12 protein-coding genes are annotated in these 13496 nt (G+C 74.2%); 5 read left to right on the forward strand and 7 right to left on the reverse strand.

The window, feature by feature from the left end:
• The first annotated feature begins 13 nt into the window (after nt 1-13).
• From ACIPYQ_RS14365 to ACIPYQ_RS14375, 3 genes are read left to right on the forward strand one after another with little or no spacing between them, the layout of a single operon-like run.
• Nucleotides 14-415: a cytochrome d ubiquinol oxidase subunit II gene (locus ACIPYQ_RS14365; RefSeq protein WP_401250347.1), complete on the forward strand. Its 402-nt coding sequence runs from the start codon at nt 14-16 to the stop codon at nt 413-415.
• 35 nt (nt 416-450) lie between these two features.
• On the forward strand, nt 451-963 hold the full coding sequence (locus ACIPYQ_RS14370) for a hypothetical protein (RefSeq protein ID WP_401250350.1): 513 nt from the start codon (nt 451-453) through the stop codon (nt 961-963).
• The gene (locus ACIPYQ_RS14375; RefSeq protein ID WP_401250352.1) at nt 960-1520 is read left to right on the forward strand and encodes a hypothetical protein; all 561 of its coding nucleotides are present in this window, start codon (nt 960-962) and stop codon (nt 1518-1520) included. Before ACIPYQ_RS14370 ends, ACIPYQ_RS14375 begins: the two co-directional genes overlap by 4 nt.
• On the opposite strand, the gene ACIPYQ_RS14380 is transcribed toward ACIPYQ_RS14375, so the two are convergent.
• The 3 genes from ACIPYQ_RS14380 to fusA all read right to left on the reverse strand — a co-directional run bounded on the left by ACIPYQ_RS14380 (nt 1489) and on the right by fusA (nt 5222).
• Entirely contained in the window at nt 1489-2325 is an 837-nt protein-coding gene (locus ACIPYQ_RS14380) for a polysaccharide deacetylase family protein (protein WP_401250355.1), read from the reverse strand. The genes ACIPYQ_RS14375 and ACIPYQ_RS14380 overlap by 32 nt on opposite strands.
• A 115-nt stretch (nt 2326-2440) precedes the next feature.
• Nucleotides 2441-3010 (reverse strand): FABP family protein, encoded by a 570-nt coding sequence (locus ACIPYQ_RS14385; protein ID WP_401250358.1) that lies wholly within the window; start codon nt 3008-3010, stop codon nt 2441-2443.
• A gap of 139 nt (nt 3011-3149) precedes the next feature.
• Nucleotides 3150-5222 (reverse strand): elongation factor G, encoded by a 2073-nt coding sequence (gene fusA, locus ACIPYQ_RS14390; RefSeq protein WP_401250361.1) that lies wholly within the window; start codon nt 5220-5222, stop codon nt 3150-3152.
• 460 nt (nt 5223-5682) lie between these two features.
• Here fusA and ACIPYQ_RS14395 point away from each other — a divergent pair, with 460 nt between their 5' ends.
• Nucleotides 5683-6582: a thermonuclease family protein gene (locus ACIPYQ_RS14395; RefSeq protein ID WP_401250364.1), complete on the forward strand. Its 900-nt coding sequence runs from the start codon at nt 5683-5685 to the stop codon at nt 6580-6582.
• Between the two features lie 55 nt (nt 6583-6637).
• Here the strand turns inward: ACIPYQ_RS14395 and ACIPYQ_RS14400 are convergent, their stop codons facing one another.
• Nucleotides 6638-7993: a sensor histidine kinase gene (locus ACIPYQ_RS14400; RefSeq protein ID WP_401250866.1), complete on the reverse strand. Its 1356-nt coding sequence runs from the start codon at nt 7991-7993 to the stop codon at nt 6638-6640.
• 100 nt (nt 7994-8093) lie between these two features.
• A complete protein-coding gene (locus ACIPYQ_RS14405) occupies nt 8094-8771 on the reverse strand; it encodes a response regulator transcription factor (protein WP_319720920.1) in 678 nt (225 codons plus the stop codon).
• 135 nt (nt 8772-8906) lie between these two features.
• On the opposite strand from ACIPYQ_RS14405, the gene ACIPYQ_RS14410 reads away from it, so the two are divergent.
• Entirely contained in the window at nt 8907-9506 is a 600-nt protein-coding gene (locus ACIPYQ_RS14410; RefSeq protein WP_401250367.1) for a hypothetical protein, read from the forward strand.
• Nucleotides 9507-9554: 48 nt separating this feature from the next.
• Here ACIPYQ_RS14410 and ACIPYQ_RS14415 read toward each other — a convergent pair whose 3' ends face one another.
• Together ACIPYQ_RS14415 and ACIPYQ_RS14420 are read right to left on the reverse strand one after the other, a co-directional pair.
• The gene (locus tag ACIPYQ_RS14415; protein WP_401250370.1) at nt 9555-10775 is read right to left on the reverse strand and encodes an FAD-dependent monooxygenase; all 1221 of its coding nucleotides are present in this window, start codon (nt 10773-10775) and stop codon (nt 9555-9557) included.
• Nucleotides 10776-10825: 50 nt separating this feature from the next.
• Entirely contained in the window at nt 10826-12805 is a 1980-nt protein-coding gene (locus ACIPYQ_RS14420; protein ID WP_401250372.1) for a hypothetical protein, read from the reverse strand.
• Nucleotides 12806-13496 lie beyond the last annotated feature (691 nt).

Raw genomic sequence — 13496 nt, forward strand, 5'->3', positions numbered from 1 at the left:
GGAACGTGGACCCATGAGCACCACGACCGCACCACGCTCCGGACCCCACCGGGAGCCGGCGCGGGAGGGCCGGGCGTTCGCCCTGTCCGCGCTGGCCGTCGCCACGGTGGTCGCGGGCTGCTTCCTGGCACTGTTCCCCGATGTCCTGCCCTCGTCCACCGGCCCGGACCGGAGCATGACCGTCGCGGGCGCGGCGGCCGGCCCGTACACGCTGAGGATCCTCACCTGGGTCGCGGCCTGCGGCGCACCCGTGGTCATCGCCTACCAGGCCTGGACGTACTGGGTCTTCCGCCGGCGGATCGGCTGCGCACGCAAGGCACCGACTCCCGCCCCGATTCCGGCCCCGGCCGAAGACGTCCCCGACCGGCCGGGACCCCTCCACCGTTCGGGGGAGGAGGATGCTCCCCGGGCATGACGTGCGCGGCGGACCGCGCCGCCCACCCTGAGGACATGATCCTCGACGAGTACGCGGACAGAGCGCGCCGGATGCTGTTCACGCCCGCTCGGCCCGCGCCCGCGGGCCGTCTCGTACGGCTGGCCGCGGCCTTCGCCGTCGCGTACATGCTGCTGTACGCGGGGCTGAAGCTGTACATGGCGGCGCGCGGGGAGATCGGCATGCCCGGCAGCCCCGCGCCCGAGGCCGTGCGGGCACGCTTCGAGCACCCCGCGGCGGCGCAGGCGGGCAACGCGCTCCTCGGCGTCGTGGCGGCGGCGGTGGTCGCGGCGACCGTCGCCCGCCGGGGACGGTGGATCCCCCGCTGGGCGCTGCTCGGCGCCCTCGCCCTCGGCCTGCTGCTGCAGTCGCTCGGGATGGCGGTCACCCTGCGGCGCCAGGGACTCGACGTGCTGTCCGGCGGATGGGCCGCGGTGGCCGACGGCCTCGGGGGAGCGGCTCAACTCGCCGCCTGGTGCGTGGTGATCGTGTCCTACCACCGGCGCACGCGCGCGGAGTCCGTACGATGACGGCCGCCGACCGGAGCGGTGCGCAGGCGGCCCGTACGGCCTTCTGGTGCTCCTTCGGGTACGGGGCGATGAAGCTCGACTGGGCCCTCGGGGGCGCGGTCCTCGCACGTCAGACCCCGCTACCGGCCGCGGCCCGGTCCCAGTTGCTCGATCGCGCCGGGAACACGGTGACCGAACACTGGCTGTCGGTGGCGCTCGCCGTGGTGGGCATGGCCGCGGCCCTCCACCTGCGCGGCCGCTTCGGACCGCACGGCGGGGTCCGGCGCGCGGTGCTGCTCGCCGGGGCCTGGGCGGGCTGCACGTTCATGGTGGCGCGCGCGGTCGGACTGCTGGGCTACGGGTTCGCCGGCGACCTGTGGCTGCTGGCCGGCCGGGCCTCCGTACCCCCGGCGCACCTGGACCTCGCGCGCACCCTGGCCTGCTGGGACCTGCTGCTGTGGTCGCCGTACTGGCTGTGCTTCGGGCTGTCCTGGGGTCTCGCGGCCCGCCGGTACGCGCGCCGCACCGCTCCTGCGCCCAGGACGCCTACGGAATCAGGAACTCGCGCAGGTCGATGACCTCGTAGCCCTCGGCCCGGGCCGCGTCGATGATCAGCGGGAGGGCGTCGGCGTCGAGGACGACGCCGTCGCCGCTGCTGCCGACGTGCATCTGGATGATCGCTCCGGGGGTGAAGGCGTCGACGGCCCGCTCGACCGCCTCGTCCACGGTCATGCCGCCCTTCGGGCCGAGGTAGCCGTTGGTGTCGGCGGTGAACTCGATCGCCGCGTAGCCCAGGGCGTTGACGTCGGCGACGGACTGCCGGGTGGTGGAGCTGTAGGGGAAGCGGAAGAACGGCAGCGGCTCGGTCCCCGATGCCGTCCGGATCGCCGCGTCCGCGCGCCGCACCTCCTCGGTGCGCTCCGCCGTACTGATCTCGCCGAAGTAGGGGTGGCTGTACGAGTGGTTGCCGAGGCCGTGGGCGGCGCCCATGGCGCGGACCGCCGCGGGGTGGGCGTCGGCGAACCCCCCGGTCGGGAAGAAGGTGGCGGGCAGCTTCCGCCGCCGCAGTTCGGCCAGCACGGTGTCGAGCCCGGCCTCGTCCCACGCGGCGTTGAAGGTGAGCGCGATGACTTTGCGCGAGGTGGGCAGTCGGCGGATCTCACTGCCGAGGAGCGAGGCCGGCGGGCGCGGACCGGCGGCCGGAGCACCGGCGGCCGGAGCACCGGCGGCCGGAGCACCGGCGGCCGGACGGCCCACGGCCGGTGTGCCCGCCGCCGGTTCGCCCGCGGCCCGCGCAGGGGGCTGCGCCGCCGTGGCACCGGAGCAGGGTACGAGCCCTGCGGCCAACAGCGCCGCGAGCGCGGCGCGTCGTCCGACCTCCACCACCATCACTCCCTCCGGTGCGGCGCCGCCGTCGCGGGGCCTCCCACGACTATGCGGCGGCGCCGACGGGAGCACCCGCAGCCCGTGCCGGGCACCCGGGTGATTCCCACCGCGCCTACGCCGGCGGGCGCCGGCGCAGGTGCGTCGTGAGGTGGTGCTGCAGGGGCTGACCCACCGCCGCCATGTCGTGAAGGACCGTCATCTCCCCGGCGCCGACGGTGTAGCGGCGCCGCGTGCCGGTGACCTCCTTGGCCAGCGGGGTCAGCGATACGTCCTTGGTCTCGATCTCCATCTCGATCTCCGTACCGGAGGTACCGGACGTGCCGGACACCCGTCCGACGTACGTCTCGACGATGCCGGTCGGGTGCGCGAGCACGACCTCCAGGGAGGCGTCGGGCGTCACCCGCCACCAGCCCGCCTCACGTCCCGCCGGCCGGACCGGGGCCCCGGAGTCGTCGATCAGCCACGCGCGCGCCTCGTAGCGCAGGAAAGGGCGGCCGTCGTGGCTGAAGGTGATCTCCTGCTCGTAGCGGAAGTCCTTCTCCAGCGTCGGGTATTCGCCCTGACCCCGGCCGTGCCAACGCCCCAGTAGGGGCAGCACGGGCCGCAGCAGCGGGTGCGGCTCGGGGCCCTCGCCCAGGACGTGGCTGTCGGGATAGGGATTGTCCTGCACCGGCTCGAACATGTTCACCTTGTCTGTCTGCGGGGACCCGAGGGGCCTCCGCAGACTAGCGCGAGCGCACCGGCCCGCCCCGCCCCCGGAGAACGGGAGCGGGGCGGGCCGGGAGGGCCCGGCTCGCGACGGCGCGGCGCGCGCCGCGCGGTCAGCGGGCCGGCAGGGCCGCCGCGACCGAGGCCGGTACCGGCGCGAGACCGGCCGGACGGGTGGTGAAGGTGCCCCGGCCCTGGGTGCGGCCGCGCAGCCGCGACGCGTAGCCGAAGAGCTCGGCCAGGGGCACGGACGCGGTGATCACCGCGGTCCCGGACTGCGCCGTGGACCCCGAGACCCGGCCGCGGCGGGCCGCCAGATCACCCAGCACGCCCCCCACCCCGTCCTCGGGCACGGTCACCGTCACCTCGACGACCGGCTCCAGCAGTTCCACTGTGCTGAGGCGCAGCGCCTCGCGCAGCGCGAACCGGCCCGCCGCCCGGAACGCCATCTCCGAGGAGTCCTTGGAGTGGGTCGCCCCGTCGGTGAGCGTGACCCGCAGCCCCGTCACCGGATGGCCGCCCAGCGGGCCCTCGGCGAGGGCGTCCCGGCAGCCGGCCTCCACGGCGCGCGCGTACTCCTGCGGCACGCGCCCGCCGACGACCGCCGACCGGAACTCGAAGCCCTCCTCCTCCAACGGCTCGACGTCGAGGACGACGTGCGCGAACTGGCCCGCTCCACCGTCCTGTTTGACGTGCCGGTAGACCAGGCCCGTCACCCCGCGCACGACGGTCTCCCGGTAGGAGACCTGCGGCCGGCCGACGACGACCTCCACCCCGTGGCCGCTGCGGATCTTCTCCACCGCGACCTCCAGGTGCAGTTCACCCATCCCCGACAGCACGGTCTGCCCGGTCTCCGCGTCGGACCGCACCACCAGCGAAGGGTCCTCCTCGGCGAGCCGCGCCAGGGCCGCCGAGAGCCGCCCGGTGTCGATGCTGCGACGGGCCTCGACCGCGACCGACACCACCGGTGCGGCCACCGAGGGCGGTTCGAGGACCAGCGGAGCCCCCGGCGCGCACAGGGTCGTGCCCGCCCGCGCGGCCTTCAGCCCGATCACGGCGACGATGTCACCGGCGACCGCCTCCTCCCGTTCCTCGTGCCGGTCCGCCTGGACCCGCAGGATCCGGCCGATCCGCTCCGTCCGGCCGGTGGCCGGGTCCAGTACGGTCGCGCCCTTGCGCAAGGTGCCCGCGTACACCCGCAGATAGGTGAGCCGACCGGTCGCGGTCGCCGTCACCTTGAAGGCGAGGGCCGTGAACGGCCCCGCCGGATCGGGTGCGCGCTCCTGCTCCGCGCCGTCCGCCATCCCCCGTACGGGCGGCATGTCGGCGGGCGAGGGCAGGTACGCCAGGACCGCGTCCAGGAGCGGTTCGACCCCGCGGTTGCGGTACGCCGAGCCGCACAGCACCACCACGCCGTCCCCGCGCAGGGTCAGCTCCCGCAGGGCGCGGGCCAGCGTCCGCCCGGTCAGCGCCGAGGTGGCACAGAACTCCTCCAGCGCGTCGGCGTGCAGCTCCGCCACCGTTTCCTCCAGGAGCCGGCGCCGCCGGTCGGCCTCCTCGCGCAGCGGCTCGGGGACCGGACCCGTCTCGTACGTGTCGGAGCCGGCGTGCCACTGCAGCGCGCGCATCCCCAGCAGGTCGACGACGCCCGTGAACGCGTTCTCCCGGCCGATGGGCAGCTGCACCACGAGGGGTACGGCGCCCAGCCGTCGGCGGATCGACGCGACCGCATTGTCGAGGTCGGCGCCGGCCCGGTCGAGCTTGTTGACGAACGCGATCCGCGGCACACCGTGCCGGTCGGCCTGCCGCCACACCGACTCGCTCTGCGGCTCGACTCCGGCGACGGCGTCGAACACCGCGACGGCCCCGTCCAGCACCCGCAGGGAACGCTCGACCTCGTCGGAGAAGTCGACGTGTCCCGGGGTGTCGATCAGGTTGATCCGATGTCCCTCCCAGGTGCAGCTCACGGCCGCGGCGAAGATGGTGATGCCGCGGTCGCGTTCCTGGGGGTCGTAGTCGGTGACGGTCGTTCCGGCTTGGACCTCGCCCCGCTTGTGGGTGGCACCGGTCGCGAACAGGATGCGCTCGGTGATCGTGGTCTTGCCGGCGTCCACGTGGGCGAGGATGCCCAGATTCCGGACGGCGGAGGGGGAAGTGGTGGTGAGGGGTCGCCCGTTGGCGCGCATGGCCCGAGGCCTTTCGAGTGAAGAGATGAAGAGGGCGGCGCGAATTCCCCGACGACAGCCCCGTCACCCGCGCCCGGCAGCCGTGGACGGCCGTCCCGCCCGTGGCCCGGAACGGGTCCGGTCAGGCGGTGGCGTACGGAAGGCGGGGGAGGGGAGGGGACCTAAAAGTGCGTCACGGGCATACGGTGACGGCCGCGCAGCCGGCACCGAGCGTCACGAGACACCGGGATCACGTCGTACCGGGACGGGGGAGCGAAGGCGGCGGTGCGGTACGTGCACATGGCGCTGCTCCCCTTCTCTTCGGACTCGGCATGAGGCGCGCAGTGCCGTTTCGGCAGCGCGTACGGCGAGTCTAGGGAGCGGACCGGGGCGGGGCACCACATTTTTCCGGGAACGATGTGTACTGTGAGTGATGATTCACCACGGAAAGTGACAATCCGTCTCATCCCCGGGAGTCATCATGTCCATGTTGCTGATCAAAGGGTCGTTCCGGGTGGACGGCAATGCCGAGCCGGACGGCGACACCCTCCCGTTCGTCCCGGACGACGTGGCGGACTGGAAGCTCGTGGGCGGCCGCGCCAAGGTCGTGCCCAAGGCGGACGGACGCGCCGCCGTACGCCTGGAGGGCGTGGACGCCCTGGAGACGCACTACAAGAAGCCGGGCTACGGTCCGGAACGCCACCAGCCGAGGAAGTTCGGGCACCAGGCCGGCGACGCACTGCTGAAGCACCTCGGATTCACCAGCATCGACCGGCACGAGAACGAAACCGTGACCACCGTTCCCGTCCAGGTGCCCGGCTTCATCCTCACCAGCGGCGCCGACGCCTACGGCCGCTGCATCGCGCTGGTCTTCGACGGCAGCGTCCGCCAGCCCGTGTACAGCGGCTACGAGGTCTCGGTCGACGAAGGCCTGATGAAGAAGAGCGCCAACTACCGTCTGGTCGAGGACGGTCTGGCCTATCCGATGTTCTATCCCGGCCTGCCCGGATACCTGCGCGAAGTCCTCCAGGCCGCCGCCCGCGAGGCACGTGATGCCGCGCCGCCCAGAGGGCTGTGGGCCGAGGACAAGACCACCGACGGGGCGTTGATCTCCGGTATCGAGTCGATCACGGACGACATCACGGGGTCGGTCATCCTGCCCAAGCTGTTCCGCCGGCTCAAGGACTACCTGGACTCCGACGCGGGCATCACCTCGCTCGCGGGATTCTCCGCCTACCTCGCCGGAGCCGGCGACGAGTACCGCATCCTGCCGGACGGCAAGACCAAGACCGGACTGCACAGGCTGATCGACATCAGCGACGACGGCAAGACCCTGCGGATGACCCGCCGCTCCGACGAGCTCCTCTTCCTGGACAAGTAGGACGCGTTCCTGGACGAGTTAGGACGCGCCGCACCCGGACACGGGCGGACCGCCGTCAGCCCGGCTGTGTCAGCGGCAGCCCGAGCACCAGCCGGGCGCCGCTCGCGCAGTCCTCGGCCGTCAGCGTTCCGCCGTGGTGCCTGCTCAGGTCACGCGCGATGGCGAGGCCCAGGCCCGCTCCGCCGTGGTCACGGCTGCGTGCGTCGTCGAGCCGGGTGAACCGTTCGAAGACCCGTTCCCGGTCGGCCGCGGGGATACCCGGCCCGTCGTCGACGACCTCCAGCACCGCGCCGCGTGCGGTGGTGAGCAGGGTGACGTCGACGGTCCGGTCGGCGTAGCGCTGCGCGTTGTCGACGAGGTTGGTGACGACCCGGCCGAGCCACAGTGCGCTCGCTGTGACCTCGACATCCGCTTCGAGGTCCGTCCGTACGGGGACGCGGTCGCCGAGGCGGCCCTCCACCGCCTCCCGCACGAGGGCGGTCAGGTCCAGCGGGACGGCCGCCACGGGCTGGGCCGCGTCGATCCGGGCGAGCAGCAGCAGATCGGCCGCCAGGTGCTGGAGCCGTTCGATGTCCTCCAGGGCCCCGCCGATCAGCTCGGGCCACAGCTCGGGGTCCCGGACGGCCAGGGCCACCTCCAGCTGCGTGCGCACGACGGTGATGGGACTGCGCAGTTCGTGCGAGGCGTCGGCGATGAACTGCCGCTGGCGGATGCCGGACGCCTCCAGCCGGTCCAGGGTGGCGTTCATCGTCTCCGCCAGGCGGGCGACCTCGTCGCGGGTGGCCGGGACCGGCACCCTGCGGTGCAGGTCGCGGTCGGAGATCGCGGCGACCTCGGCGCGGATCTCCTCCACCGGCCTCAGCGCATGACCGGTGACCCTCCAGGTCACCAGGGCTACGGTGGCCAGCAGCAGGGGCATGCCGATGACGAGGGCGGCGGTCGTCGTGTCGTCGGCCGCGTCCGCGTCCCGCAGCGAGGCGCCGGCGTAGACGGTCGCCGGACCGTCGGGGGTGTCCGTGATGACCTGGACGACCCGCTGACGGTGTTCGCCGCCGAACGGGCGGACCTTCCACGTGTGGACGCGGGGCCCCGGCAGGCCGGGGGTGGCCGGCGGCAACGGGGGTACGTCCAGCAGGTTCGGGCTGGCGAACAGCACCCGCCCGTCGGCGCTCACCACCTGGACGAACTCGACGCCGCGGGCGGGCGCGCGCACGCGCCCGAGCTTCCCGGTGGCGGCGAGCTGGGCCACCGTCTCGGCCTGCCGCCGGGCGTCGTTCTCCGCGTTGCGCATCAGGTTGCCCTCGAGCAGCCCGAGCAGGGCGAACGAGGCGAGGGACAGCGCCGCGGCCACCACCACGCTGGCCCCCACGGTGGCCCGGGCCCGTACGGTGGTGGGCCACAGCCTCCGCAGCCCGGGCCACCGGCTCAGGGCCGCGACCGCGACCGCGCGCAGGGCGGCGCCCGCCCGGCGGAGGAGGCGGGATAGGGGACCGGGCCGCGCCCCGGGCCGCTCAGCCACCGTCGACCGCCAGCCGGTACCCGGCACCCCGTACGGTCTCCAGCGCGGCGCGGCCGAACGGCGCGTCGATCTTGCGGCGCACCGCGCTGACGTGGACCTCGACGACGTTGGGATCGCCGTCGAAGGCGCTGTCCCACACCTGTTCCAGTATGTCCCGCTTGGGCACCACCTCGCCCGAGCGCCGGGCCAGGTACTCCAGCACCGCGAACTCCCGTGCGGTCAGCCGGATCTCCGTGCCGCCCCGGGAACAGGAGTGCCGGGCCGGGTCGAGCACCAGGTCGCCGAAGCGCATCACCTGGGGGCGCCTGCGGCCCGTACGCCGCCCGAGCGCGCGCAGCCGGGCGACCAGGACGAGGTAGGAGAACGGCTTGGACAGGAAGTCGTCGGCGCCGGTGTCCAGGGCCTCCGCCTCGTCGTACTCCCCGTCCTTCGCCGTGAGCATCAGGATCCCCGACTCGTTGCCGGCGGCGCGCAGCTTCGAGCAGACCCGGTAGCCGTTCAGCCCGGGCAGCATGATGTCGAGCACGATCAGGTCGTAGTCGTGCTCCGTGGCCATCCACAGGCCCTGGGGCCCGTCGTGGGCCACGTCCACCGAGAACCCCTCCGACTGGAGCCCCCGCTGCAGGGCCACGGCCAGCCGTCGTTCGTCCTCCACCACCAGTACGCGCATGCCGGACAGGATCTCAGGCCCCGCCCGCGCCTGGCTGAAGAGGTCTTCAGGTGGCTTCAGCGGGGCTTCAGCATCCGCTCAGCATGCTCGGGAACGAGCCGGGCGCGGTGCCCGGTTGTACTGAGGAGCGCCTGTATGTCTGATTCCGTCCCGCCGACCGAGCAGCCCGAGAACGCGCCGGAGGCCGGAGCCCGCAAGCGAGCGGATCTGGGCCGCCTGGTGCCGCGTACGAAGACCGCCCGCTGGGTGGCGGCGGGCGCGGCCGTGGTGGTCGTCGGCGGGGGAGTGGCGGTGGCCGCAGTGGCCGACCACGACCACCACAGGGACCGGGGCCCGCGCGTCGTCCGGGCCGAGCCCGGCGAGAAGGGCGGGTTCAAGCGCGGCCCGGAGGGCGTGCCGCCGCACGTGTTCAAGGGCGACCGCGGCGGTCCGGAGGCGTCCGAGCGGCGCGCGGAGCCCGTCGGCCCCGGCGCACCGGACGCCCCCGCCGGCAGGGGCGGGCTGCACAAGGCCGCCCCGGCGCCCCTGCCCTCGCTGGCCATCGGCGAGGCGGCCGACAAGGCCGCCGCGACCGTGACGGGCGGGAAGGTCGAGAGCCTGCGCGTGATCGCGCAGGACGGCGGAGGCAGCGCCTGGCTGGCCGTGGTCCTCGGACCGGACGGCGTCCGCCACGCGGTCACCGTCTCCGGCGCGGACGGCACGATCACCAGCAACACGGTCATCGGCGGCCGGTAGCCGGTAGCGGTAGCCGATGGCGGCTGGTGGCCGGCCGTCGGGTCGGGGCTACGGGGTCATTGCCTGGCCCCCGATGCCCGGGGCGCCGGCGAGTTGGCCCTGCCACCACGCCGCCATCTCGCCGCCGTTCATGGCCGCCCAGGACGGGGTCTCCTCGACCTGGGCCCGGCCCAGCCGGCGGGCCAGCGCGACCAGATCGCGTCCGGCCGCCCCGCGGGACTGCTCGTAGCCGCGCAGCAGTTCCTCGAACGACCCGGCGCGCCGCCACCCCTCGGCGAGGGCGGTGGCGTCCTGCAGGGCCTTCGCGGCCCCGCTCGTGTTGTGCGGGCGTACGACGGTGGCCGCGTCGCCCGCCAGCAGCAGCCGGCCCGCGGCGGTGGGGGCGGTCTCCAGGTCGTAGATGGGCTGGACGAAGGTGTCCTCCGGAGCCGTCAGCGCGAGCGCCCGCCCCCAGTACGGCGGAAACTCCCGGTCGAGCAACGCCCCGAGGTGATCCGCCAGTCCGGGGGTCAGACCGCCCGGCGGGAAGCTCGTCGGGTCGTCGAAGCGGAGCCCTCCGCCGCGCGGCGGAGGGGCGTAGAGCACCCAGTTCACCCGCGGCCCGTCCGGCCCGGGGATGCGGTAGACCACGCAGCTGCCGCCCGCGAAGCAGATCGTGGTCACCGCCTCCGGCACCGAGTCCGCGTCACTGCCCAGCCCCGCCAGCAGCGCCGCGTCGAAGTTCCCGCGCCAGCACACGTACCCGGCGTAGTGCGGCCGGGACCGCGGACAGAGCGCCTCGCGCACCACCGACCGGTACCCGTCGGCGCCGACGACCAGGTCGAACCGCTCGACGGAGCCGCCCGCGAGCCGCACCTCGGCGCCCGCGTCCCCGGCCGGCCCGACACCCGTCACCGCCTCACCCTGCCGGTAGACCACCGAATCCGGGACCGACGCGCGGAGCCCGCGCCACAGCAGTCCCCAGTGGTAGGAATGGAAGGGGAACGGCTGCTCCCACACCGTCCGCCCGCCCGGCCCGGAGGCCTCGTCCCGCACCACCCAGCGGCGCCGCTCCAGCCGGTGCGCCGCGATCCCCGCGGGCAGGGCCCCGCTCGCGCCGAGCTCCACGGCCCGCTCGTTGTGGATGCAGAGGCCCACGCCCCGGTCCTCGAGCCGCCCGCGCGTGCGCTCCAGCACCACGACCTCGCCGGCACCCGCCCGCGCCACCGCAGTGGCGACGGCGCATCCCGCGATGCTTCCGCCGACCACCGCAACCGTTCCGCCCCGCATGACCGCCTCCCGACGAAGCACCGTGCACGTGAACCGCGTTCAGAGGCGGATCACGTTACTGAATCCGCGGCCGCCCTGCCGGGTCCGGGCGTCGGATTCCCGCCGGGCCCGCGGCCGCCCGTGACCGCCCGCGCCGGCGGGGTCGGCTGCGGAGAGCCCTCCAGGGCCAGCGCGGTGAGCACCAGCAGCGAGTCCGTCCAGCCCAGGGGCGCGACCGACGACGGCAGCCCGGCCCCGTTCACCGTTTCGGGGAGCTCGCCCAGCCCGTTGCGCTTGGACAGCACCCAGTCGAGCACCCGGCCGGCCCTCGCCTGCTCGCCCGTACCGGACCAGGCGAGGGCGAAGAAGGAGGTGCTGGCCGTCCACGCGTACGAACCCCAGCTGAAGGAGGGGTCGTTGCCCGGCGAGACGCCGCCGTTGGGCAGCAGCAGCGCCCGGTAGGTGGAGTCCAGCGCCCCGCCGAGATCGGCCGGGGCGGCGTTGAACGGGGGCGCCATGAAGGCCACCGCACTGTCCCGGCCGTGCCTTCCGTCGACGGTCCGCTGGTAGCCCAGCGGGGCGAAGTGCGTGGCGATCGCGGCGGACAGCCGCCGGGCCGCGTCCGCCCAGCGCTCCGCGTCCCCGCTCATGCCCTGTCGGTCGGCGAGGTCGGCGGCGGCGTTGAGCCCGGCCAGCAGCGGCGCGGCCGTACCGATGTTGGCGGTCGTCGTGTCCAGCTCCCAGTAGTCCGGGGAGGCCGGAGGCAGCCCGTCCGGCCCGAGGGAACGCGCCGCGTAGTCGGCCGCCTTCCGCACCATCGGGTAGAGCCGGCCCAGCCGTTCGTCCCGGCCGACGGGCGGGGCCGCCTGGTACCACTGCCACGTCGCCCAGGGCACCCAGCCGTTGCCGTCCAGCTGCCACTTGCGCGCGTCCGGCGGTCCGCTGCCGTCCAGCTTGGTACGGGCCTCCCAGGTCCCGTCCGCCCGCTGGGTCAGCGCGTCGTAGTCCAGGATCCGGTACGCCTCCTCGTCGTGCCCCGTGGCGGCGAACGCGGCCGCGGCGAAGGCGCCGTCCCGCGGCCACGAGTACTCCCAGGGCGGCGACCACGCCGCGGCGAACGCCCCGTTGGGCTTCAGCAGCGCCCGCATCGACAGCAGGGCGCGCTGCGCCGCGGCCCGCTGCACGGCGGTGGTACCCGGCACCCTGCCCGCGGCCAGCCACGCGCGGCTCTCGGTGATCTGTGCCAGGGCGCCCGGGTCGTCCGCCCCGACGACGGCCGACGCCGAGGCCCCGTCGGGCAGGTACCGCCACCGGCCGGAGGGCAGGCGCAGCACGTTGCTCCCGTCGACGTAGGAGGCGCCCACGGCGAAGGAGGGCAGGACGGCCTCGGTGGCCACCCGGTTGGTCAGCAGGCCCGACGTACGGGCCGCGAGCGCCGAAGTCGGTACGTAGCAGGGCTCGGTCTCCCCGCAGCGCTCGCTGCCGGTGGGATTGACGTGGAAGGCCAGCCGGGAGGCGTAGGCGTGCCAGCCGCCCCAGTACGCCCGGTCGTAGTTCCAGCTGGTCAGCGAGCCGGGCACGGACCGCGTGGTGCCGTACCAGGCGATCGGCTTGTTCTCCGCGGTGGTCGCCTGGAGGAACAGGTAGTACGTGGTACCCGGGGTGACGGCGGCGTCGACCGGGAATTCGACCCAGCCGGCTCCGGCGCCGCCGAGGGTGGCGAGGTTCAGGGTCCTCGACGCGATCGCCGACCCCGCGTCCGTGCGCACCCGGCGGATCTGGGCGGTCACGGTGCCCGTCGCCGCCCCGCTCGCCAGCCAGACGCTCACCCGCGAGAGCCGGGTGCCGGTCACCGCGAACTCCTGGGCCGCCGCGTTGTTGGTGGACTTCACGCTGAACAGAGCGGTCTCGTGGCGGACCTGACCGTCGTAGATCACGGCGGCCGCCGCGGGCGCCGCGGCCGAGGAGGCCGCGGCGTCCGGGAGCGCGGCGGGTACACCGGTCAGGGCCAGGGAGAGCACGGCGGGCAGCAGACTCCTCGCGAACGCCATTCGGATACGGGCCCTTCCTCTTCGACGGGCGCGCGCGGATCACCGGGGCGCCGAAAGCTGGACCCACCATGCAGGTATCCGCGCCCGGGGAAGGGGGAGTCGGGACGTGTCCCACCGGATGGGGCCGTAGCAGCATCCGATCGTGTGAAAGAAACAGCGGTGGCGCCCCTGGGAGAGCCCCTGCCGAGCCCGCGCGGGCGCACTTCGGCGAAGGCCGCGCGGACGGGTGTGCCGGGGGCGTGCGCGGGCGGACCAGGGCGCGCGGGGAGGCGGATGCGCTTCCTTCTGAAGATTTTCCCGGACCGGCTTGCACGATCCGGCTCGGTTTCCGATGGGGTGGTGAGTGGGAGCGTGCCTGGCGCTCCTCGGCTGCTGGTCCGGGGGCAGGCACGCCGATTTACGCATGGTCCACTTGGAAGGTTCCGCGCCGAAGTGAATGTTGCCGAGACGGTCGCCCTCGCGCTGTTAGCCGCCACCGCGGTCCGTTGTCTCGCACCTCTTGTATGTCTCGTAGTCGATTTTCTCGTGGCCGAAGTGGTCGGCGTGGCCGATGCCGTCGACCTGGCCGATGGGTTCAGGGCGCGCGTGCGCCTGCCGGGCGCGGGAGCACGGACGGGAGCGGACGGGCCAACCTCCCCGCACCGCCTCGCCGTTCCCCCGGCCCGCCACCGTGAGCTCTCCGCCACCCCGG

This window comes from Streptomyces sp. NPDC090045, assembly GCF_044747975.1.
GTDB lineage: Bacteria > Actinomycetota > Actinomycetes > Streptomycetales > Streptomycetaceae > Streptomyces.

Coding starts and splice junctions, on each gene's coding strand:
- ACIPYQ_RS14365 (WP_401250347.1), top strand. CDS start 14: ATGAGCACCACGACCGCACCACGCTCCGGACCCCACCGGGAGCCGGCG.
- ACIPYQ_RS14370 (WP_401250350.1), top strand. CDS start 451: ATGATCCTCGACGAGTACGCGGACAGAGCGCGCCGGATGCTGTTCACG.
- ACIPYQ_RS14375 (WP_401250352.1), top strand. CDS start 960: ATGACGGCCGCCGACCGGAGCGGTGCGCAGGCGGCCCGTACGGCCTTC.
- ACIPYQ_RS14385 (WP_401250358.1), bottom strand. CDS start 3,010: ATGTTCGAGCCGGTGCAGGACAATCCCTATCCCGACAGCCACGTCCTG.
- fusA (WP_401250361.1), bottom strand. CDS start 5,222: ATGCGCGCCAACGGGCGACCCCTCACCACCACTTCCCCCTCCGCCGTC.
- ACIPYQ_RS14395 (WP_401250364.1), top strand. CDS start 5,683: ATGTCCATGTTGCTGATCAAAGGGTCGTTCCGGGTGGACGGCAATGCC.
- ACIPYQ_RS14405 (WP_319720920.1), bottom strand. CDS start 8,771: ATGCGCGTACTGGTGGTGGAGGACGAACGACGGCTGGCCGTGGCCCTG.
- ACIPYQ_RS14410 (WP_401250367.1), top strand. CDS start 8,907: ATGTCTGATTCCGTCCCGCCGACCGAGCAGCCCGAGAACGCGCCGGAG.
- ACIPYQ_RS14415 (WP_401250370.1), bottom strand. CDS start 10,775: ATGCGGGGCGGAACGGTTGCGGTGGTCGGCGGAAGCATCGCGGGATGC.
- ACIPYQ_RS14420 (WP_401250372.1), bottom strand. CDS start 12,805: ATGGCGTTCGCGAGGAGTCTGCTGCCCGCCGTGCTCTCCCTGGCCCTG.